The following is a 21,310-nucleotide window of genomic DNA, read 5'->3' on the forward strand; positions in this document are numbered from 1 at the left end:
CCTCAGTCATTGGCCACCCAGCCCTTGACCACCTGGGCCACGCGCTTGGAGTCGGTCTTCACGGCTTCACGCGCCATCCGCAGTCGTTCCTCATATGAATCCACCGGCAGGGCCAGTGCATCCGGCCCGCCCAGGCTGGCCCGGTCGGCGCCCAGCGCCGGCAGCGGCATGCCATCGTCATCGACCAGCTGCACGTCCGCGGTGTGCGGTTCCAGTGCCTGTTCGTCGTTCTTCCTGTTCTGGCCGGTGATCGCACGCAATGCCGGGCGCAGCACGCCGAACAGCAATGCCAGCACCACCACGGCGCCCAGCAGCATGCGGCCGGCATCGTGCACCCACGGCAGCTCCCACCAGGCCGGGCCTTCGACCGGCGTGGTATCACGCACGAACGGAGCGTTCATCACCGACACGGTATCGCCACGCTCGGCATTGAAACCGACGGCCTGCTTGACCAGTGCCTCGACGCGGGTCAGTTCGGCGGCCGACAGCGGCTGCGGGCTGACCTTGCCGTTGGCGCCGGCGCGCGGCACGTTGTCCACCAGGACCGCCACCGAGACGCGCTTGATGCGGCCCGCCGGCTGACGGGTGTGCTGCAGGGTGCGGTCCAGCTCGTAGTTGCGGGTCGCGTTCTTGCTGCTTTCGGTCGGCGCCTGCGCGGTGGCCGGCGCGGCCTGCTGGCCCGGCGGGCTGTTGCTGGTCGCGCCCGGCACGCCTTGCGGGCCCGGGGTGCTGGTGGTGTTCTCGCTCATCTGCTCGCTGCGCAGCTTCTGCGGTTCACCGTTGTAGAGCTCACGGGCTTCCTCGGTTACCGAGAAATCCATGTCCACGCTCACTTCCGGGTTGACGCGGCCGGGGCCGGTCATCGGTTCCAGCAGCTCGCGGATGCGCTGGTTGAACGAGGTTTCCTGGCGGCGCACCTGTTCGAACTGGGCAGCGTTGACCGCCGCCTCACTGTTCGGGTCGCTGACGCTGAGCATGCGCCCGCTCTGGTCGACCACGGTCACCCGTTCCGGGGCGAGATCCGGGATGCTGGCCGCGACCATGTGCACGATGGCGTCCACCTGGCTGCGTTCCAGCTGCTGGCCGCCACGCAGTTCCAGGGTCACCGAGGCGCTGGCCACGTCACGCTGGCGGGTGAAGGCGCTGGGCTTGGGAATGGCCAGGTGCACGCGCGAATCGCGCACCGGGCGCAGCGTGTTGATGGTGCGCGACAGCTCGGTTTCCAGCGCATGCTGGTAGCGCGCGCTTTCGACGAACTGGCTGACGCCGAAGCCCGGGTCGCGCTCCATCAGCTCGAAGCCGAGCTTGCCGCTGTCGGTCAGGCCGGAGCCGGCCAGCTTCAGGCGCGCGTCGTGCAGGTTCTTTTCCGGCACGGTGATGCCACCGGTGGCCGGGTCGAGCGCGAACGGAATCTGCGCGGCGCGCAGCAGGTCGGTCGCTTCAGCGGTCGCCTTCTGGTCCAGGCCGGTGTACAGCGGGACCATGCCCGGCTTCTGCGACCAGAAGAACACGGACAGGCCTGCCGCCACCGCCACCGCGATCATCGCCATCAGGCCCAGCCGACGGGTGATCTGCAGACTCTGCAGGCGGTCGAACCATTGCCCGGCCTTTTCGGCGTTCAGGCTGTCCTTGGAGAGCGTCAGTGCCATGCGTCTCTATTCCTTACAGCGGCATGTTCATCACGTCCTGGTAAGCCTGGACGAGACGGTTGCGGACTTCCACGGTGGCGCGGAAGGCGATCTGGGACTGCTGCGAGGCGACCATCACCTTGGCGAGGTCGGCGCTGGGGTCGCCCATTTCGAAGGCTTTGGCGAGGGCGCCGGATTTCTGTTGCGCATCGTTGACGCCGGCAATCGCACCACGCAGGGTTTCGGTGAAGCTGGCCGGCTGGGCCTGCGGTGCGTCCAGCACCGTGCCCGGCAGGGCGTTGCTGCGCGGCGTTTCGCCCAGCGGGTTGAGCGCCGGCTGTCCCATCTGGGTCTGATAGGAGCGGATCTGCGAAAGGATCGAAGTGACGGAGTGGGACATCTGCAACGGTTCCAGAAACAGGGATGGGGTTGTCTGCTGGAGCCAGTGCAAGTGCCGTGCCGAAACCGGTTTTCGATTCAGTGAAGTGAGGAGGTTGGGTGTGCTGGCAGGGCTGCGCCCTGCACCCGCCGAAGCAACGTCAACGTCAACGTCAAAGGCGGGGCATCTGTGGGTTGGCGGGGTGGGTCCGGTTGCGGGGGACGCCGTAAACCCGTCCTTGGGGGCTTGGCCGCGGCATCCATGCCGCGGACACCCCCGCAACCAGACCCACCCCGCCTCCGACAGTTGGCCGCTGCTGTTGGTAGGTGCCGACCGTTGGTCGGCATGCTGCTCCTGGTGGGTGTCGACCTTGGTCGACACGCTTGATCCACGGCATGGATAGATAGATGGCGCGATTCTGGGCCGTGACGCGCCATTTAACCGGCGTCGGTTTTCTGGCCTACGGCTGCGGTGTCCAGCGGCCGGCGTTCCGGCGCTGTAGATGCGCAGGGCTCCGACCCCGGGTTCTGGAAACACGAACGCCCGGGCAAGCCCAGGCGTTCGTGCCCCCTTCATGCTGGTAGCGCGCTTCAGCCGGCCAGTTCGGCCTGCTCGCGTTCGATACCGTACTTGCGCAGCTTTTCCACCAGGGTGGTGCGGCGCAGGCCGAGCAGCTGGGCGGCGTGGGCGACCACGCCCTGGGTGCGTTCCAGTGCTTCGTTGATCAGGCCCAGTTCGATGTTGGCCATGTGGTTGCGCAGGTCCATGCCTTCGTCGGGCAGGGCGGCCGGTGCCGCCGGGCGATTGACGGCGATGCCGTGCTCCAGCGCCGGCTGGTTGCCGCTGCCGGGGGTGTGGAACGAGAAGCTGCGCAGGTCCAGGCGTTCTTCGTTGGCAACCGTAGCTGCCGGTGCCGGTGCAGCCACCGCTGCCAGTGCGGCATCGCCACGGTAGCGGGCCGGCAGGTCCTGCACGCGTACTGAACCGCCCGGATGCAGCACCGCCAGGCGCTCGACCAGGTTGGTCAGCTCGCGCACGTTGCCCGGCCATTCGTAGCTGGACAGCGCCTGCAGCGCTTCGGGAGTGAAGCGCACTTCGCCACGGCCGGTGCGGGCCAGCTGCGCGGCGATGGTTTCCACCAGCGCCGGCAGGTCCTCACGGCGCTCGCGCAACGCGGGCACTTCGATCGGGAACACGTTGAGGCGGTAGAACAGATCCTCGCGGAACTTGCCCTCGGCGATGCGGGTCTCCAGGTCGCGGTGGGTCGCGGCCACGACGCGCACGTTGCAGCGGATGGTCTGGTTGCCGCCGACGCGCTCGAAGCTGCGTTCCTGCAGCACGCGCAGCAGCTTTACCTGCATCGGCAGGCTCATGTCGCCGATTTCGTCGAGCAGCAGGGTGCCGCCCTCGGCCATTTCGAAACGCCCCTTGCGGGCGGTCAGTGCGCCGGTGAACGCACCCTTTTCGTGGCCGAACAGTTCGCTTTCCAGCAGGTCCGGCGGAATGGCGCCGCAGTTGATCGCCACGAATGGGCCATCACGGCGCGGCGAGCGCTGGTGGATCGCACGCGACACGACTTCCTTGCCGGTACCGGATTCGCCCAGCACCAGTACGGTGGTATCGAACGCGGCGACCTGCTCGATCATGGTGCGCAACGCAGTCACCGCCGGGCCGTTGCCGGTCGGGCCTTGCTCCTGCGCGGCGCCGGCCTGGTGCTCGGCGTCCAGGCGCTTGAGGCTGGCGCGTCGCAGCAGGGCTTCCATCTGCGCATGGCGCAGCGGCGTTTCCAGTGGCCAGATGTTGGCTTCGTGCAGGCCGTGCTGGCGGGCAAACGTTACCCCGTCACCATCGGCCAGCAGCACCGGCGGTGGCAGGCTGCTGCCGCCCAGCCAGTTGTAGAGTGCGGTGCTGGCGGCGTTGTCGTCCAGGTTGCCGACGATCACGGCCATCCAGTCGTTCTGGCGCTGGCGACCCAGGTCGAAGTCGGCCGCGTCGGACACCCAGCGCGGGTTGAAGTCCATGAATTCCAGCAGGGCAACGGTGCGCTCTGCGCGCACGGCGTCGTTGTCCAGCACCAGGATGCGCGATTCGCTCACGATCGATCCTCCCTGAGGCCTTCCAGGATCGGCATGACTTCCTGGATGTAGGACAGCTTGCTGACGAAATTGTCGGCGCCAGCGCGCAGCGCGTGTTCGCGGTGCTCGGCGTCGTCGAAGTGGCTGGCGATCACGATGTACGGTGCATCGTCCTGCGACTTGATCAGGCGGGTGGCCTGCAGGCCACCCATCTCCGGCATGGCCAGATCCATCAATACGACCTGCGGGCGCAGCGTTTCCGAACGCTCGATCGCTTCCAGGCCGTTGCCGGCACTGCCGACGATCTGCAGCCAGTCGATCTTGCGGAAATGGCGCATCGCCGCATTGATGAAGCCCTCGTGGTCATCGACCAACAGGACCGTGAGCTTGTTCATGTCCAACATCCTTTTCAGCCCACCCGGGCCAGCTGCGGTTGCCTGGCGCCAAGCCGGCGCCGTTCACGGGCCGGGGCGATGTCCAGTTGTTCTCGGTATTTTGCGACGGTTCGGCGGGCAATGTTCACCCCCTGGCGCGACAGCAGGCCGGCGATGGCCTCGTCGGCCAGCGGCCGGCCGGCCGGTTCGGCGTCGATCAGGCGGCGGACCATGGCCTTCACGGCCTGGCCGGAGACGCTGGCGCCTTCCAGGCGCACGGCGAAGAAGTGCTTCAGTTCGAAGGTGCCGCGCGGGGTCTGCAGGAACTTGCCGGTGGTGATGCGCGAGACGGTGGACTCGTGCATGCCGATTTCCTCGGCCACTTCCTTCAGGGTCAGCGGCGCCATGGCTTCCTCGCCTCGCACCAGGAACGCGGCCTGGCGCTCGACGATCACCCGCGCGGTGCGCAGCAGGGTGTCGTAGCGCATCGACAGGCCGCGGCTGAACCAGCGCGCTTCCTGCAGCATTTCGCGCAGCGCCGGTGCGGCCTCGCTGGTCTCGGCCAAGGCCTGTTCGTACTGGCTGTTGATCGAGACCCGGCGGCTGGTGGCCGGGTTGAGGGCAACTTTCCACTGGCCGTCGGCGTGCCAGGCGACCACGTCCGGTACCACCACGGCATTGCGTTCGGGCAGCAGGCTGTCACCCGGGCGCGGCTGCAGCGACAGGATCAGGCGCACGGCTTCGCGCACGTCGTCGATCTCGGCGTCGTGCAGGCGGGCGAGGGCGGGGTAGTCGTGTGCGGCCAGTGCTTCGAGTGCGCCGTGGAGAATGCGGGTGGCCAGATGGCGGGCGGGAACTGCGCCATGCAGGCTGCGCAGCTGCGCCTGCAGGCCTTCGCGCAGGTCCTGCGCAGCCATGCCGGCGGGCTCACCGTGCAGCAGCTGCTGGCGGATGGCTTCGACGCCGTCGGCGGCGATATCGAACTGGGCGCTGGCCAGCAACTGCAGCTGGTCCAGCGGTGCCTGCAGGTAGCCGGCCTCGTCGCAGTGATCGAGCCAGAACGCGGCCACCGCCAGTTCGCGGTCGTCCATATCCAGCGACAGGCGCTGAAGCACACGCAGCTGCGGGTCGGTCGATTCGCCGGCGGCGATGCGCGCCATGCGGTCGTCGTCGCCGTCCTGCCAGCTGGCGCCGGCCACGTCCCACATCGAAGACTCCGGCAGCTCGTCGAAGGCGGCGGTGTCCATCGTCGTGGCGCTGGCCTCGGTGGCATCGGCTGCGGGCGCTTCGGCCTCTTCGATCTCCAGCAACGGATTGGAGTCCAGCAGGCGCTGGATTTCCTGTTCCAGGTGCAGCCCATCGAGCTGCAGCAGCCGGATCGACTGCAGCAACTGCGGGGTAAGGTGAAGTTGTTGGCCCAGCTGGGTCGAGAGTGCAGCCTTCATCGTGGTTCCCCGGCACCGCTCCCCGGCGCCTTGTGGAACGCATCTTGCTTTTGATCCGGCGGGGGCGGAATCAGGGGGTTCCTGAGGGGCTTCGTGAATGTCCTGACAGGATGTAGGGGTATTCCCTACATCGGCGCGGAATGTTGACGATGATCGCGCCTAAGTTGCTGATTTTCGGTGTGGTTGCCGGGTTGACCGGGCTGCGCCGTGTACGGGTTCCTGTCGGAGCGTGTCAGGGTGACGGGAATTCGTCGCCGGTGCAGTGCCGGGCAGGGGTCAGATCCCTTTCCTGCGGAAAGGGATCTGACCCCATTCGCAGGCAATCACTCCAGCTCGTGCTGGTGGCGCGCGGCCAGCAGCAGCAGATCGTTGGCGCGGCGGCAGCCGAGCGATTCCATCATGCGTGCGCGGTGGGTCTCCACCGTCTTGACGCTGATGCCGAGGTCGGCGGCGATCTCCTTGTTGCTCTCACCCTTGCCGATGCGGCGCAGGATCTCGCGCTGGCGTGGCGACAGCGCGGCGATGCCGGTGGGTTTCTCACGGCCGAGCATCGGTGCCAGCATCTTGGCGGAGATCTGTGGGCTCAGGAACACCTGTCCGGCGTGCGCGGCACGCAGCGCCAGTTCCAGCTCCTGCGGCGCCGCATCCTTGACCAGGAACCCGACCGCGCCGCGATCGAGTGCATCGCGCACGTGCGCGGCGTCGTCGTGCATGGTCATCATCACCACCCGCGTGCCGGGAGCGCGCAGGCGGATGTCACTGAGGGCTTCCAGGCCGGTGCGGCCGGGGAGTGACAGGTCCATCAGGACCACGTCCGGGGCGTGCTGCAGGGCCAGCTGCAGTGCCTGCTCGGCATTGCTGGCCTCGGCGACGAGCTGCACGTCGGCAAACCCCTGCAGCAGCCGCGCCAGGCCGGCGCGGACGAGGGTGTGATCGTCGACGATGAGAACTCGCACAGGCACGCAACAGATCCGTGTAGGGGAGTCCACCTTAACTTAGCTGAACGGGCGCGCCAAGGCTTGCCCATCCGCCGCCATGGTGGCAGGTTTCAGCGGGCGCGGCGTGCTTCGGCCACCTGGCGGCGATGCAGGCGGAACAGATGCCGCTCCATCGCCATTTCCAGGCCATCGCCGAGGCGCTGGAAACGCAGCCACAGGTAGTGGCCACCGCCGCCGTCGGCCGCTTCGGCGATCACTTCCACGGGCAGGTCGATATGGTCGGGCAGCCAGTCGCTCGGCTGCAGGCGCACCACGCCGGCCTGGCCGGTGCTGGCACCGCTGCGCGGACCCAGCTGCAGGCGGATGCCGCGCCGTGACCAGCGCACCGGGCGCAGGGTCAGTTCCTGGCCCTGCTGGCGCACTAGCCGGCCCAGCAGCACCATCGCCAGATCCAGCTTGGCTTCCAGCCGCTGCAACTGCAGGCTGGCTTCATTGCGGTCGTCATGTTCGTCCACGCGGCTGTCTTCAACCAGCGCCAGGCTGCGCAGCAGGCCTTCGGCGCTGCTGGTGCGACCGGCCGCGCTGCCTGCCTGGAACTCGGCCGGCAGGGCCAGCTCGCAGCTGAGCGTCTCGTCGAACAGCTCGCTTTCGGCCGGGTGATGCAGCGACGTGGTCGGCAGTTGGGTCATGCCAGCGATTCTGCCTGCAGGTAGGCATGTGCCGCGCGAAGGGAGCGCTGGCCGTCGTTCATCAGCGCGGCGACGGCATCACGGCGCTGGCGCAGCAGGCCGAGCAGGTTCTGCTGGCGTTCGAACAGCGCGGTCAGCGGCGCGTGGTCGGCGGCGGTCAGCGGCTGGCTGAGCAGCGCATGCAGCGTGCTGTCGTGGCCGTCGAGCAGGCTGTCGGCCTGGTCAAGGGATTCTTCGCGAAGGGCCTTCTCGAAGGCGTCCAGCTGGGCGTGCAGTTCATGCAGGCTCATGGCGCCACCGCGGCCGGGCGGCGCTGTTCCTGCGGGATCGCATTCCAGGCGCTGTCGATCTCGCCCAGCAGCTGCAGCGACTCGTCCAGCGCGGCGCGGTCGTTGTGCAGATTGGCCTCGGTCAGGCGCTGCAGTACATAGTCATACAGTGCCGACAGATTTCCGGCGATCTCGCCGCCGGCTTCATGATCCAGCGAGCCGTTGAGGTGGCCGACGATTGCGCAGACCTCGCCGATCGCCTTGCCCTTGCCGGCCTGATCGCCACGCTCGAGGCTGGCCAGGGCACGCCGCACGCGCTCCAGCGCGCCGGCCAGCAGCATCGCCACCAGCTTGTGCGGATCGGCATCGGCGACCGCACTGGTCACTCCCACCTGGCGGTACTGCTCGGCATATTGACGGCTGGAACCGTACATTCGTGATTCTCCTTGCGCGGGGTGCCGTCGGGCGATCGTGGGGACCGTTGCCGACGGCGCGGCGATGATTGCTGTTGCGTCCGTTATCGGTGCGTTACACGTCAAACTTGAGCGTCGCACGCAGTCCTTTAGCGGTTCAGCTGTGCCAGCTGTTGCTGCAATGCGGTGTTGCTCTGCTGTAGTTTGCCCATCAGGCTGTCCAATGCCAGGAACTGCTTCTTGTAGCGTTCCTCGACGTTCTTCATGCGGACGTCCAGGTCCTTGCGTCGCTTGTCGATGTTGTCCAGCGTGGTGTTCAGGCCCTTGGTACGGGCGACGAAGGCGCCCTCCTTGCCCGTGGTCGTACTGACGTAACCGTCGACCATCGTGTAGAGCTTGCCGGCGCCGCCGGTATCACCGGTGATCGCCGAGCGGATCTTCTCCGGCTGGCTGGCAAGCGCCGCTGCGAACTTGGTCGCGTCCAGCACCAGGCTACCGTCGGCATTGGGATAGCCACGGGTCTGCAGGCCGAGCTTCTTCGGATCCAATCCATCCGCGGACAGGTCCTTCAGTACAGCGCCCATCATCGAACGCAGCTGACTGGATGCGCCGCGCATCTGCGCATCGCCGGTCAGCGTCGCCGCTTCCTTGGTCTTGGCGTCGTACTTGGTCTCGGTATTGATGGCGGCGATCGCATCGTTGTAGGCCTTGACGAAGTCCTGCATGACCTTGGTGGCTGCAGTGGTGTCGGTACTGATCACGACCGTGCTCTTGCCCTTGACCTTGAGGTTCAGGGTCAGGCCTGGTACGGCATCGGTCACGGTGTTGCTGTCGCTGATCACCGTGACGCCATCAATGGTCAGCTCGGCATCGGCGGCCGCGGTGTTCTCCTGAAGGCTGCCAACCAGCGCGCTCAACTTCGGGTCGCTGCCACCGTATTCGAGCTTGATTGCATTGGCGGCGCCGGTCTTCTCCTGGGCGATCGACAGGTACTGGTTGTCGCCCGAAGCGATCAGGGTCGCCTGCACGCCTTCCTTGCGGCCTGCCGCGTCGATCTTGTTGCGCACGGTGGTCAGCGTGTCGCCGGCCTCCACCTCGACCTTCATCGTCTTTGCTTTGTCGCCCACACCAACGGTCAGCGTCAAGGTTCCGGCGCCGAAGGTGTCGGTCTTGGGCACCGAGGCGTTGGCAATCAGCTTGTGTGCTGTGGCGAGGGATTTCACCTCCACCTGGTGCGTGCCGTTGGCGGCTGCCGCCTTGGTCAAACCCTGGTCGTACAGTGCCACCGATGCCGACAGCACGTCGTCGGCATTGTTGGGTCCGGCCTTGCCGGTGGCGGTTACGGTGCGGGTGTCGAAGGCTGTCGTGGCCTTCAGTGCGGTCAATGCAGTCTTCAGCTTGTCAAAGGCCGAGGTGACGGTGCCGATTGACGACAGCTGCATCTTGGCCTTGGACTGCTGCAGGTTCAGCGCGTTGTCGGCGGGCTTGCGGTCGGCCGCCACCAGCTGGCTGACGATGTCTGAAATGTTCAGGCCCGAGCCGATGCCACCGTATCCAAAGCTTGCCATGTGATTCTCCTGGTATCGGGCCTGGCCGCTAGGTGCTGGCCCGTCGTCAACGAAAATAGCGGCCTGCGCCGCTGGGTCTTGAGGACTTCGTTGATGCATGCGCCGTGCCAATGGTCTGGCGCAGGTTCTGGCACGCAGATTGCAGGAGGATTGGGGCAGGGTGCGGGGACATTCACCGCGGGCTGCCGGGGGTCTGCAAAAGACCCTCCCCCAATGCAGGGGAGGGATCAGGCTACTGACAATCGGGGGGAGACGAAGCCGCCCGGTACGTACAGTCAAAGGTACAGCGCTGAAAGAGAGGTCCGCAGGAGCGGGCGATGCCAAGCCGGTTCGGGAGTGATCCCGGGCCGGGCATGGCCCGCGCCTTCGTGCACCGTGACTTCCGGGTTGCTGCTACCGTCGGTTTGACCCGACGGTAGCGGCACCTTCTTGCCGTGGATCAGCGCAGCAGGCTGAGCACGCCCTGCGGCACCTGGTTGGCCTGGGCCAGCATGGCCGTACCGGCCTGCTGCAGGATCTGGGTGCGGGTCAGCTCGGCGGTTTCCTTGGCGAAATCGGTATCCTTGATGCGGCTACGCGAGGCGGACATGTTCTCCGAGGAGGTCTGAAGATTAGCCACCACCGAGGTGAAGCGGTTCTGGATCGCACCGAGGTCGGCTCGGGTGCTGTTGATCGAACCCAGTGCGTTGTCGACGATCTGGAGGGCCTGCTGGGCTCCAGCGAAGGTGCTGATGTCCAGGTCACCCACGCGCTTCGGCGAGGATGCCGGAGTGCTGGCAGCATAGGTTGCGCCGGTTGCCATGTTTGCCGTGATTGCTGTGGTGCCTTCCTTCCAGGCATCCAGCACCACGTCACCTGCGCTGTCGACGGTTGCAGTTACACCATGATCGCCGGTCTTGGCATTGATCGATGCTGCCAGCGCATTGCCGACTGCCAGCTTGCCAGCGGCGGCAGCGTCGCCCGTGTTTGCATAGGCATCGGTGGAGCTCGCGGCGACGGTGACGTCGCCAATATCAGTGCCATTGATCTTCAGGCCGGCCATGCTGACCGCGTTGTAACCGAAGGTCGTGGCAGGTGCGGCTGCAGCAGTCGTAGCAACCGCTGCGACCGTGATCTTGCCCGAAGCAAAGTCGGTTGCACCCAGCGCGGTAGAGCGCGCGTCGACAATCTTGTCGATCGCGATGCCCTGGCCGGCGTTGGCACCAACCTGGAACAGCTGGCTGGTGAACGAGCCATCCAGCAACTTGGTGCCGTTGAACTCGGATTGCTTGGCAACGCGATCGATTTCGGCCTTCAGCTGGGTGACTTCCGACTGCAGTGCCTTGCGATCGCTGGCAGAGTTGGTGGCGTTCGACGACTGCACGGCCAGTTCACGGATACGCTGCAGGTTGTTACCGATCTCGGTCAGTGAACCTTCGGCGACCTGGGCCAGCGAGATGCCGTCGTTGGCATTGCGGATCGCAACATCGGTGCCGCGGATCTGGGTGCCGAAGCGCTCGGAGATTGCCAGGCCGGCGGCATCGTCCTTGGCGCTATTGATGCGCGAACCCGACGACAGGCGCTGGATGGTGGTGGCAAGCGAGCTGCCACTGGTGCTCAGGTTGCGCTGAGCGTTCAACGACATCGTATTGGTATTGATGACTTGTGCCATGATCATTTTTCCTTTGGCTAAGTACTCAAGTGCCGGGATTAGAGGCCGGTGTTGCCACGCGGCCTCATATCATCGGTTTAGGATCAGCGCAGGAGGCTGAGCACGCCCTGCGGCACCTGGTTGGCCTGGGCCAGCATGGCCGTACCGGCCTGCTGCAGGATCTGGGTGCGGGTCAGCTCGGCGGTTTCCTTGGCGAAGTCCGTATCCTTGATGCGGCTGCGCGAAGCCGACATGTTCTCCGAAGAGGTCTGCAGGTTCGCGACCACCGAAGTGAAGCGGTTCTGGATCGCACCGAGGTCGGCGCGAGTGCTGTTGATCGAACCCAGAGCATTATCGATGGTCGACAGCGCCTTCTGTGCACCGGCGAGGGTTGAAACGTCAACATCCGAGATGTGTTCGGTCGATGCCGTTCCGGCAGCGAATGTGACTGCGGTCGCACCGATCTTGACATCAATGTCGGCGGTCGCCATCGCGACGCCATCCTTGACCTGGGTCAGATTGATCTTGCCGGCAGTCTTGTCCATGACAGCCAGAACGCCGGTTTCACCGATCTTGGCATTGATTGCCGTAATGATGGCTTGGTTCTGCTCATCTGCAGTCGCATCCTTCTTCAGTGCGACGGTATCAAGCTTGATGTCTTTCCCTCCCACCTTGATTGTGCCCGTGAGGTCACTATCAGCAGCCAGCGCGGCAGCTACAGGGGTAAGTGCGCCACCAGCGTAGCTGGAGGTTCCAAGCTTCGAGACGGTTGCGTCGATCACCTTGTCGATGGCAATGGATTGACCCGCATTGGCGCCGACCTGGAACAGCTGGCTGGTGAAGGAGCCGTCCAGCAGCTTGGTGCCGTTGAACTCGGACTGCTTGGCGACGCGATCGATTTCCGACTTCAGCTGGGTTACTTCGGCCTGCAGAGCCTTGCGGTCGCTGGTCGAGTTGGTAGCGTTCGATGACTGCACAGCCAGTTCACGGATGCGCTGCAGGTTGTTGCCGATCTCGGTCAGCGAACCTTCGGCGACCTGGGCCAGCGAAATGCCGTCGTTGGCATTGCGGATCGCAACGTCGGTACCGCGGATCTGGGTGCCGAAGCGTTCGGAGATCGCCAGGCCAGCGGCGTCGTCCTTGGCGCTGTTGATGCGCGAACCGGAGGACAGGCGCTGGATGGTGGTGGCCAGCGAGCTGCCGCTGGTGCTCAGGTTACGCTGAGCATTCAACGACATCGTGTTGGTGTTGATGACTTGTGCCATGAGGAGAGGTCCTTGAGCGGTTGCACGTGAGTTGGGTTAGACGCCCCCGACGTGCCCCGGGGGCGGCTCATGTCAGCGCTGCAACAGGCTGAGCACGTTCTGCGGTACCTGGTTGGCCTGGGCCAGCATGGCCGTACCGGCCTGCTGCAGGATCTGGGTGCGGGTCAGTTCGGCGGTTTCCTTGGCGAAGTCGGTATCGCGGATGCGGCTGCGCGAGGCCGACAGGTTCTCCGAGGAGGTCTGCAGGTTGGCCACCACCGAGGTGAAGCGGTTCTGGATCGCGCCGAGGTCGGCGCGCACGCTGTTGACCGATTCCAGAGCCTTGTCGACGATTTCCAGCGCCTGCTGGGCTCCCGCTACAGTGTCAATCTTGATGTCGGCGACGTGGGCGGCAGTGGCGCCGGCGGCAGGATTGTTCAACTTGTCAGGGGTTGCGGTGTTGATGGTCACCTCTACGGCCGTCGTGGTGTTGTCGGCCTTCACCGAAGTGAGTGCAATCTCGCCTGCGGTAGTGGTGGTGGCAGCATGGAGGCCCGTCTCACCAATTTTCCCGTTCAGGGCAGCGGCGAGCGCCTTGGTTGCGTTCTGCTGATTGGCTGCACGAACTGCAGCGATCTCAGGTGCGGTAGCTGGCGCGCCAGGCGGGGTGGTGTAGTCGAACTTGACATCGCCAAGGCTTATGCCACCTACAGTGACGTTCGCGAGAGTGCCCTTCGCAGTGTCGACGCGCGCATCGGTCATGTTGATCGAGCCGGCATTGACGAAGGTGGTCGTGCCGAGCGATTCAGCCTTTGCATCCACCACGCTGTTGATCGCGATTGCCTGACCGGCATTGGCGCCGACCTGGAACAGCTGGCTGGTGAACGAGCCGTCCAGCAGCTTGGTGCCGTTGAAGTCGCTCTGCTTGGCGACGCGGTCGATTTCGCTGACCAGCTGGGTCACTTCGGCCTGCAGGGCCTTGCGGTCGCTGCTGGAGTTGGTGGCGTTGGAGGCCTGCACGGCCAGTTCGCGGATGCGCTGCAGGTTGTTGCCGACTTCGCTCAGCGAGCCTTCGGCGACCTGGGCCAGCGAGATGCCGTCGTTGGCGTTGCGGATGGCCACGTCCAGGCCGCGGATCTGGGTGCTGAAGCGCTCCGAGATCGCCAGGCCGGCGGCGTCGTCCTTCGCGCTGTTGATGCGCAGGCCGGACGAGAGGCGCTGGATGGTGGTGGCCAGCGAGTTGCCGCTGGTGCTCAGGTTGCGCTGAGCGTTGAGCGACATCGTATTGGTGTTGATTACCTGTGCCATGGGGTCGTCTCCTCTTATATGGAACCCGTTGGTGAATGAAACGAAGCGCCGCCTGTTTTTTTGTGTGGCTGTGTGCTTCGTTGTTGCCAAATGAATAACGGCGCTTTGTCAACAACCTTTAGCCGTGAATTCCGCTGAAGCCGTAATTCGTTGCCGGAGGCTGTTTTTCCGGGGTTTTCCAGCCCTGGAGGGGCGTGAAGGCGACCCCGGAGGGGGCGGTCGGGCATGCCCAACCAGCGCTGATGAAGGTATCGGCGGGCTCCGGCCGGGCTTGATGGGTAATCACGGAAAATCCGCGGAAGGTGGGTCGGCGCGCCCGGCGGCAACGGGCCCCAGAAACGAAAAAGGCCGCGATGCAGGGCATCGCGGCCTTTGAGAGCTGAGGTGGGAGCGCTGTCAGCCGATCTTGTTGAACAACGACATCGACTGCATCTGCGAGAAGATCGTCTGTGCCGCCTGCAGTGCAGTGCTCTGCAGCTGGTACTGGCTCAGCGCATCGGCGTAGTCCAGGTCGCGCATCTGCGACAGCGTGGTCTTCAACGTCACGCTGTTGGCTTCACGCATGTCGGCGGCATTGTCCAGGGCTTTCAGCTGCGCACCGCCGGCCGCACGTGAGTCGATCATCCGCTCCGACGCCCGTGCCACGTCGCGCAACGCGCTCTGCAATTCGTTCTGCTGTGCGCTCATCTTCGCGGTGGTGCCGGTGTCGGCGTCAAGCGCGGTGATCAGCTTGTCCATGGTGTCGAAGATGTCACGGCTGCTCGCCGGCTTCACGTTGAAGCTGTCGCCTGCGGCAGGCGCACCGGTGATCTGCAGGCGTACGCCGTTCACTTCCAGATCATCACCGGCCTTGTAGGTGCCGGTGCCGGTCACATTGCCGGCACCATCCAGCACTTCGTAATGGTTGGCGGCGGTGAAGCGGACGCTGAAGCTCTGGCCGTTCCAGCTGTCGCTGCCATCGCGGGTGATGTTGGTCAGCACGCCGTTGCCGGTGTTGCCGGCGGCGGCACCGCCATCGACGAAGCCATCGCCGGTGGGGATGCGCATGAAGATCTCGCTGCCGGGCAGGGCATCGCGGACGTAGGTATCGGGGCCGACCTCGATCTGGCGCTGGGTCTGGTCACCGCGGTAGACCACCTTGCCGTCGATCTTGGCGAACGGAGGATCACCATCGTTGGTGCCGCCGAACACATAGCGACCGGTGCCGTCCTCGGCGTTGGCCAGCGACAGCAGGCCGTCGCGGATCTGGTTCAGCTCGGTTATCAGTGTCTTCTTGTCGGCCGCGCTCAACGCGGGGTTGCTGGCCTGGATGGTCAGGTCGTTGACCCGCCCCATCAGATCGTTGACCTGTGCCAGGGTGTTTTCCTGCACACCCAGGCGGTTCTGTACGTTGCCGGCGTTGAGCTTCATGCGGTCCAGTGCGGCCAGGCTGCGGTCCAGTCCGACCGCAGCGCCGGCGCCGACCGGATCGTCCTTGGCGGTGACGATCTTGCTGCCGGTGGCGATCTGCTGCTCCAGGTGGCTGAGCTTGGCCTGCTTGGCCATCATCAGCGACACCGACTGGTTGTACATCATGCTGGTGGAGATGCGGCTGCTCATCGGCGGACGGCTCCCAGGATGGTCTGGAACATGCTGTCAGCGGTGGAGATCAGCTGCGAGGCTGCCTGGTAGGCCTGTTGCAGGCGCAGCATGTCGGCGGCCTCCTCGTCCAGGTTGACGCCGGACACTTCATCGCGCGCTTCCTGCGCCTTGTCGTTGATCACCAGCTGGGCATCCAGCGAGTACTCGGCCGAACGGGCCGCGGCACCGACCTGGGTGGTCAGGCCGCCCAGCGCGCCGTTCAACGTCACCGTGCCGGCGTTGAAGGCCTTGGCGCTCTCGACCTTGGCCAGCTTGGCGGCATTGCTGTTGTCAGAGGACCCGGCCGGGGTCGGGGTGATGTTGAAGGTGTCGCCGACCTTCGGAGCGCCGTCCAGCACGAAGCTCCAACCATTGGCACTGATGGTCTGGCCGGGGGTGTAGGTCTGCGGCGGGCCACCGTCGATGGTGTAGGTGGTGGCCGAGGTGAACACGATGGCCGCCGGGTTTCGCAGGTTGGCGTTGCTCGCATCGGTCACGGTCACGCCGCTCAGCTTGCCGGTACCGGTGTTGGCGGTCGCGGCCGCGCCTTTGACCGCAGCCGCAGCGGCAATGCGCGACGGATCGGTGATGGCCATCTCCATGCTGCCGGCCACACCTGCGGTGGGCTGCAGCAGGAAGCGGTCGTTGGCCGACGGCGTGCCGCCGACCACCAGCTTGACGCCGTTGATCATCAACGGGTCGGCAGCGGTGCCAGAACCGGTCAGCGGCACGCTGGCGCCGGTGTCGGCCCGGCTGGCCTTCCAGTTGGTGCCATCGAACTGCAGCACCACGTTCTGCGCGTCCAGCTTGCCCAGGTCGCCATAGGTCGCGCTGAGGCTGGCAGTGCCGGTATTGCTGTTGTTGGCGGTGACGCGCGGGTTGCCGATGTTGAAGAAGTCGCCGCCCATCTTGCCGTACAGGTCAACACCCTGGTGGTGGGCCTGGTTGAAGGTCTCGGCCAGGCCCACGGCCAGCTTGCCCAGTTCGGCCTGGGCCGGGGTCAGCACGGTGTCGCGGAACTCCATCAGGCCACCGATCTGGCCGCCGACCGCCTTTGGGTCGAGGCGGATCGTGTTGCCCTGGGTCTCCAGGGCGAGCTGCAGGCGTTCGGGCTGGTAAGGGTCGGCCACGGTGGTGACTTTGGTCGCCGTGGTGCCCACAACCAGCGCGTTGCCGCCGGCGGTGTAGACATTCATGATGCCGCCGTCCTGGATCACCGCCGTGCCACCGGTGTAGCCGATCAGCTGGGTGATCAGCTGGTCACGGCGATCGAGCAGGTCGGGTGCGGCCGTGGCGATGTTGGTGCCGATGGCGCCGTTGATCTGCGCGATCTCCTGCGCAAGCCGGTTGATCTCGGTGGCACCGGCCAGCAGGCCGTTGTTGACCTCGCTGTTGAGGTTGTTCAGGTGGGTATTGAGCTGCACGAAGCGGTTGGCCAGGGCCTTGCCGCCGTCGAGCATGTTCTGGCGATCGGCGGTGCCGGAGGCATTGGAGGACAGGCCGCTGACCGAATCGAAGAAGTTCGACCAGACGCCGGAGACGTTGGTGGCAGGATCGGAGACCAGCGCGTTGACGCGGTCGGCCATGCTGGAAAGCTGCTTCAGGCGCGCCAGTTCACCGCTGCTGTCGAGCAGCCGCGAGATCGCCAGCTGGTCGGCGGTGCGGCGTATGTCGGTGATACGGGTGCCGTTGCCGACCGTGCCATAGCCGTAGTTCTGCGGATCGGCGGTGGCGAAGTTGACCTTCTGCCGGCTGTAGCCGGGTGTATTGAGGTTGGCCACGTTGTGGCTGGTGGTCGCCAACGCACGCTGGAAGGCGAGCAGGGCACCGGTACCGGTGGAAAGTACGCTGGACATGGGGTTCCTCAACGACGAGTGATACCCAGCGCCGCGGTTGCGGTGCTGGCGAAGGTCTGGCCAAGGCGCGAGCCGGCATCGGCGACGGCACTGACGGCGCGCTCGATGGTCGGTCCGCCGGCGATCGCGGCGATCTTGGCCGCATAGCGCGGATCGGTGGCATAGCCGGCGCGCTGCAGGCCGCGGGCGAAGCCCTGCACGTCGGTGCCGGCCTGCAGGGCCTGCTGGTAACGCGGGCTGGTCTTCAGCAGGCGCACGTAGTCGGCGAAGCTCTCAGCCGGCGAACTGTAGGCGCGGAAGCTGGCGGTCTCGTTGCGGCGCACGCCGTCGACATATTCATGGGTGCCGGCCGTGGCGCGCTGGCCGTTCCAGCCGTTGGCCTTGATGCCGAACAGGTTGTGCGAAGTGCTGCCGTCGGCATGCTTGATGTGGCGCTTGCCCCAGCCGGTCTCCAGCGCCGCCTGGGCGACCAGGGCGCGGGCATCCACGCCCAGTTCCTTGGCTGCACTCTGCGCGTGCTGCCAGATACTGGCGACGAAGCCTTCCGGGGTGTGTTCGCCCAGCTGGGCGACGGCGGTGCGGGTAGCCATCGCATCGGCTGGGCTGATGGCCGTGCCGCGGTTGCTGGCAGTAGCCGACCACTGATCGCTGCTGGCGGCCCAGTCCTCGCCCTGCAGGCTGCCGATGTACGGATCCTCGGTGCCCAGCGAGCGGTGCATGCTGCTGCTCTCACGGCCGGCGATCAGGTCCAGAGCCTGCTCCATCGGCGCGACAGCCGCCTGTGCACCCTGCTGTGCACCGGCGGCCATCTGCTGCAGCAGGCGCACGGCCTGGCTGCCATCTTCCAATGGCAGCGACGGCGCCGGCTTGGCCGGTGCATTGAGCTGGTAAGCACGGCTGGCCTTGGCCGGGTCCACGCGGGTATCCAGCGCCGGACCCTCGGCGGCCTGCCCGGACAGCTGCCGGCTGATCATGCCCGACAGTCCCAGGCCCTTGCCGCGGGTCATCGCCTCGGCAATCTTCTGGTCGTACATGTCGCGGAACATCTTGTTCTCGCCGGGGAACAGCGAGTCGCCGAAGCTGGCGTCACGCATGCTCTTGACCAGCATCTGCGCGAACTGGCCTTCCAGTTGGCGCGCGACCTTGTCGATCTTGGCCGGATCGTTCTGTTGCGCCGGGTGCAGATCGAATGCGGGATTGATGCGCATATCAGATCACCTCGAGCTCGGCACTCAGGGCGCCGGCCTGCTTCAGGGCTTCCAGGATCGCGATGAGATCGCCTGGTGCTGCACCCACGGCGTTCACCGCGTGCACGATCTCGTCCAGGGTGGTGCCGCCGCTGAACTTGAACATGCGGCTGCCGTCGTTGGTGGCGGTGATGGTCGACTGCGGGCTGGCCACGGTGCGGCCGCCGGACAGCGCATTGGGCTGGCTGACGTTGGTGTTCTCCTGGATGGTCACGGTCAGCGAACCATGCGAGATCGCAGCCGGTCCCACGCGCACCTGCTGGCCGATGACCACGGTGCCGGTGCGCGAATTGACCACCACCTTGGCCGGGGCGCTGCCGGGGGTCAGTTCCAGGTTCTCGATGCGCGCCAGCAGGCCGATGCGTGCGCCCGGATCGGTCGGCGCGGTGACCGCCACGGTCACGCCGTCGACCGCACGCGCGGCACCTTCGCCAAAGGCGTTGTTGAGCGCGGCGACCATGCGCGAGACCGTGGTGAAGTCGTTGTTGTGCAGGTTCAGGGTGATGTCGCCGCCATTGGCCAGCGGATCGGGCAGGGCACGTTCCACGGTTGCACCGTTGGGAATGCGGCCGACGCTGGGCACGTTCACCGAGACACGGGAACCATCCTTGCCCTGCGCACCAAAGCCGCCGACGATCAGGTTGCCCTGGGCGATCGCGTAGATCTGGCCGTCGGCACCGCGCAACGGCGCCATCAGCAGCGAACCGCCGCGCAGCGACACCGCGTTGCCGATGGAAGACACGGTGATGTCGATCGGCTGGCCCGGCTTGGCGAACGGCGGCAGTTCGGCGTGGATCGCCACGGCGGCCACGTTCTTCAGCTGCGGGTTGACGTTTGGCGGCACGTTTACGCCCAGCTCGCCAAGCAAGTTTTTCAGGCTCTGCACGGTGAAGGGGGCCTGGCTGGTGCGGTCGCCGCTGCCATCCAGGCCGACCACCAGGCCATAGCCCACCAGCGCGTTGCCGCGAACGCCGCCGACCTGGGCCAGGTCCTTGATGCGCTCGGCACTGGCGGGCGCCGTCACGGCCAGCAGCATCAGCGCGGCGAACGACGCCACGCGGCGCTGCCAGGAGGAAGTGAGAAAGAGTTTCATGGCCATACTCAGAACGGCGTCAGGCCGGAGTTGAAGAAGCGGCTCAGCCAGCCCATCGCGTTGGACTGCGCGACCGGGCCGCGGCCGCCATAGACGATGCGGGCTTCGGCCACGCGGCTGGACGGAATGGTGTTGTCTTGGCTGATGTCGCCCGGGCGGACGATGCCCTGCACCTGCACCAGTTCATCGCCCTGGTTCAGCCGCAGGTTCTTCTGCCCCTGTACCACCAGGTTGCCGTTGGGCAGGCGTTGGACCACGGTGACCGTGACGCTGCCCTGCAGGCGGTTGCTCTGCGCGCTGTTGCCCTTGCCGGTGAAGTCACGCGCGCCCTTGGCCGTGGCACTCAGAATGTCCTTGCCGCCGAGGGTGACCGGAGCGCCGAGAATGGACGGTGTGCCCAGGCTCAGGTTGGATTCCTTGTTGGTGGCCGTGTTGGCACTGGTCTGGGCGGTGGTGTTTTCCAGCAGGGTGATGGTCAGCAGATCGCCAACATCGCGTGCGCGGCGGTCCGAATACAGCTGCAGGGTCGGGCCGGCGGCATAGATGGCACCCGCGGTCGGCTGGGCCTGCGGCGGCATGATCGGCTGGATCGGCGCCATCGTCGGGTAGGGACGCACGTCGCCGGCGATCACGCAGCCACCGAGCAGGGCGGCCACGGCGCAGGCGAGGGCAGTGCGGGCGAAGTTGGAAATGGGCGACATGGCGGTTTCCCGGTTTGGCCGGTCAGAGCTTGTTGTTGAGGTAGCCGAGCATCGAATCGGTGGTGGAGATCGCCTTGGCGTTCATTTCGTAGGCGCGCTGGGTTTCGATCATCGACACCAGCTCTTCCACCACGTTGACGTTGCTGCCTTCCAGCGCGCCCTGCACCACAGTGCCGAGGCCGTTGAGTCCGGGGTTGCCGTTCTGTGCCGGACCAGAAGCGGTGGTCTCCAGGAACAGGTTCTCGCCGCGGGCCTGCAGGCCAGCCGGATTGACGAAGTCGGTCAGGGTCAGCGCACCCACTTCCACCGACGCCGCACCGTCGGCCATCTTCACGCTGATGGTGCCGTCGGTACCGATGGTCACCGACTGCGCGCCTTCGGGAATCTGGATGCCGGGCTGCACCGGATAGCCGCTGTTGGTGACCAGCTCGCTGTCCTGGTTGATCTTGAACGAGCCATCACGGGTATAGGCCGAGCTGCCGTCGGGCATCTGCACTTCAAAGAAGCCACGGCCGTTGACCATCACGTCCAGCGCGCGGCCGGTCTGCTGCTGGCCCCCCTGTTCGAAGTTCTTGGCGGTGGCGACCACGCGCACGCCGGTACCCAGCTGCAGGCCAGTCGGCAGCTGCGTCTGTGCCGACGAGGAACCGCCCGGCTGGCGCACCTGCTGGTACAGCAGGTCCTCGAAACTGGCACGGTCCTGCTTGAAGCCGGTGGTGTTGGTGTTGGCGAGGTTGTTGGAAACCACCGACATGCGCATCTGCTGCGCATCCAGTCCGGTTTTCGCGATCCACAATGCCTGGTTCATCTTCGGTGTCCTGTCTGGTGAAGCC

Annotated in this window: 19 protein-coding genes; all 19 read right to left on the bottom strand. The window is 65.8% G+C overall.

The window, feature by feature from the left end; genetic code table 11:
• Positions 1–2 precede the first annotated feature (2 nt).
• Positions 3–1,649, bottom strand: a complete 1,647-nt coding sequence (gene fliF, locus M1L61_RS10590) for a flagellar basal-body MS-ring/collar protein FliF (protein ID WP_010485928.1) — start codon at positions 1,647–1,649, stop codon at positions 3–5.
• 13 nt (positions 1,650–1,662) lie between these two features.
• On the bottom strand, positions 1,663–2,028 hold the full coding sequence (gene fliE, locus M1L61_RS10595) for a flagellar hook-basal body complex protein FliE (protein ID WP_005409552.1): 366 nt from the start codon (positions 2,026–2,028) through the stop codon (positions 1,663–1,665).
• Positions 2,029–2,597: 569 nt separating this feature from the next.
• Complete coding sequence (locus M1L61_RS10600) at positions 2,598–4,103, bottom strand: sigma-54 dependent transcriptional regulator (RefSeq protein WP_248854714.1); 1,506 nt, start codon at positions 4,101–4,103, stop codon at positions 2,598–2,600.
• Positions 4,100–4,477 (bottom strand): response regulator transcription factor, encoded by a 378-nt coding sequence (locus M1L61_RS10605; protein WP_010485922.1) that lies wholly within the window; start codon positions 4,475–4,477, stop codon positions 4,100–4,102. Before M1L61_RS10605 ends, M1L61_RS10600 begins: the two co-directional genes overlap by 4 nt.
• Positions 4,478–4,491: 14 nt before the next feature.
• Positions 4,492–5,901, bottom strand: coding sequence for an RNA polymerase factor sigma-54 (rpoN, locus tag M1L61_RS10610; protein WP_019336601.1), 1,410 nt, complete (start codon positions 5,899–5,901; stop codon positions 4,492–4,494).
• 323 nt (positions 5,902–6,224) lie between these two features.
• Entirely contained in the window at positions 6,225–6,857 is a 633-nt protein-coding gene (locus M1L61_RS10615; RefSeq protein WP_010485918.1) for a response regulator transcription factor, read from the bottom strand.
• Between the two features lie 92 nt (positions 6,858–6,949).
• Positions 6,950–7,528: a PilZ domain-containing protein gene (locus M1L61_RS10620; protein WP_248854715.1), complete on the bottom strand. Its 579-nt coding sequence runs from the start codon at positions 7,526–7,528 to the stop codon at positions 6,950–6,952.
• Positions 7,525–7,818, bottom strand: a complete 294-nt coding sequence (locus tag M1L61_RS10625) for a hypothetical protein (RefSeq protein WP_248854716.1) — start codon at positions 7,816–7,818, stop codon at positions 7,525–7,527. Before M1L61_RS10625 ends, M1L61_RS10620 begins: the two co-directional genes overlap by 4 nt.
• Positions 7,815–8,231 (bottom strand): flagellar export chaperone FliS, encoded by a 417-nt coding sequence (gene fliS / locus M1L61_RS10630; protein ID WP_005409561.1) that lies wholly within the window; start codon positions 8,229–8,231, stop codon positions 7,815–7,817. Before fliS ends, M1L61_RS10625 begins: the two co-directional genes overlap by 4 nt.
• A gap of 128 nt (positions 8,232–8,359) precedes the next feature.
• Positions 8,360–9,778: a flagellar filament capping protein FliD gene (gene fliD / locus M1L61_RS10635; protein ID WP_010485908.1), complete on the bottom strand. Its 1,419-nt coding sequence runs from the start codon at positions 9,776–9,778 to the stop codon at positions 8,360–8,362.
• 439 nt (positions 9,779–10,217) lie between these two features.
• Complete coding sequence (locus tag M1L61_RS10640; protein ID WP_248854717.1) at positions 10,218–11,429, bottom strand: flagellin; 1,212 nt, start codon at positions 11,427–11,429, stop codon at positions 10,218–10,220.
• An 83-nt stretch (positions 11,430–11,512) separates the two neighbouring features.
• Complete coding sequence (locus tag M1L61_RS10645; RefSeq protein WP_248854718.1) at positions 11,513–12,673, bottom strand: flagellin; 1,161 nt, start codon at positions 12,671–12,673, stop codon at positions 11,513–11,515.
• Positions 12,674–12,745: 72 nt separating this feature from the next.
• Positions 12,746–13,960, bottom strand: a complete 1,215-nt coding sequence (locus M1L61_RS10650; RefSeq protein ID WP_248854719.1) for a flagellin — start codon at positions 13,958–13,960, stop codon at positions 12,746–12,748.
• 396 nt (positions 13,961–14,356) lie between these two features.
• Positions 14,357–15,559: a flagellar hook-associated protein FlgL gene (gene flgL, locus M1L61_RS10655; RefSeq protein WP_248854720.1), complete on the bottom strand. Its 1,203-nt coding sequence runs from the start codon at positions 15,557–15,559 to the stop codon at positions 14,357–14,359.
• A complete protein-coding gene (flgK, locus tag M1L61_RS10660) occupies positions 15,556–17,436 on the bottom strand; it encodes a flagellar hook-associated protein FlgK (RefSeq protein WP_049436366.1) in 1,881 nt (626 codons plus the stop codon). Before flgK ends, flgL begins: the two co-directional genes overlap by 4 nt.
• An 8-nt stretch (positions 17,437–17,444) precedes the next feature.
• A complete protein-coding gene (flgJ, locus tag M1L61_RS10665) occupies positions 17,445–18,644 on the bottom strand; it encodes a flagellar assembly peptidoglycan hydrolase FlgJ (protein ID WP_248854721.1) in 1,200 nt (399 codons plus the stop codon).
• Between the two features lies 1 nt (position 18,645).
• Positions 18,646–19,782 (bottom strand): flagellar basal body P-ring protein FlgI, encoded by a 1,137-nt coding sequence (locus M1L61_RS10670; protein ID WP_049481298.1) that lies wholly within the window; start codon positions 19,780–19,782, stop codon positions 18,646–18,648.
• Between the two features lie 2 nt (positions 19,783–19,784).
• Positions 19,785–20,477 (bottom strand): flagellar basal body L-ring protein FlgH, encoded by a 693-nt coding sequence (gene flgH, locus M1L61_RS10675; protein WP_010485899.1) that lies wholly within the window; start codon positions 20,475–20,477, stop codon positions 19,785–19,787.
• A 22-nt stretch (positions 20,478–20,499) separates the two neighbouring features.
• Complete coding sequence (gene flgG, locus M1L61_RS10680) at positions 20,500–21,285, bottom strand: flagellar basal-body rod protein FlgG (protein ID WP_005409571.1); 786 nt, start codon at positions 21,283–21,285, stop codon at positions 20,500–20,502.
• Positions 21,286–21,310: the final 25 nt, after the last annotated feature.

The sequence above is a fragment of the Stenotrophomonas sp. NY11291 genome (genome assembly GCF_023277365.1).
GTDB classification, from domain to species: domain Bacteria; phylum Pseudomonadota; class Gammaproteobacteria; order Xanthomonadales; family Xanthomonadaceae; genus Stenotrophomonas; species Stenotrophomonas geniculata.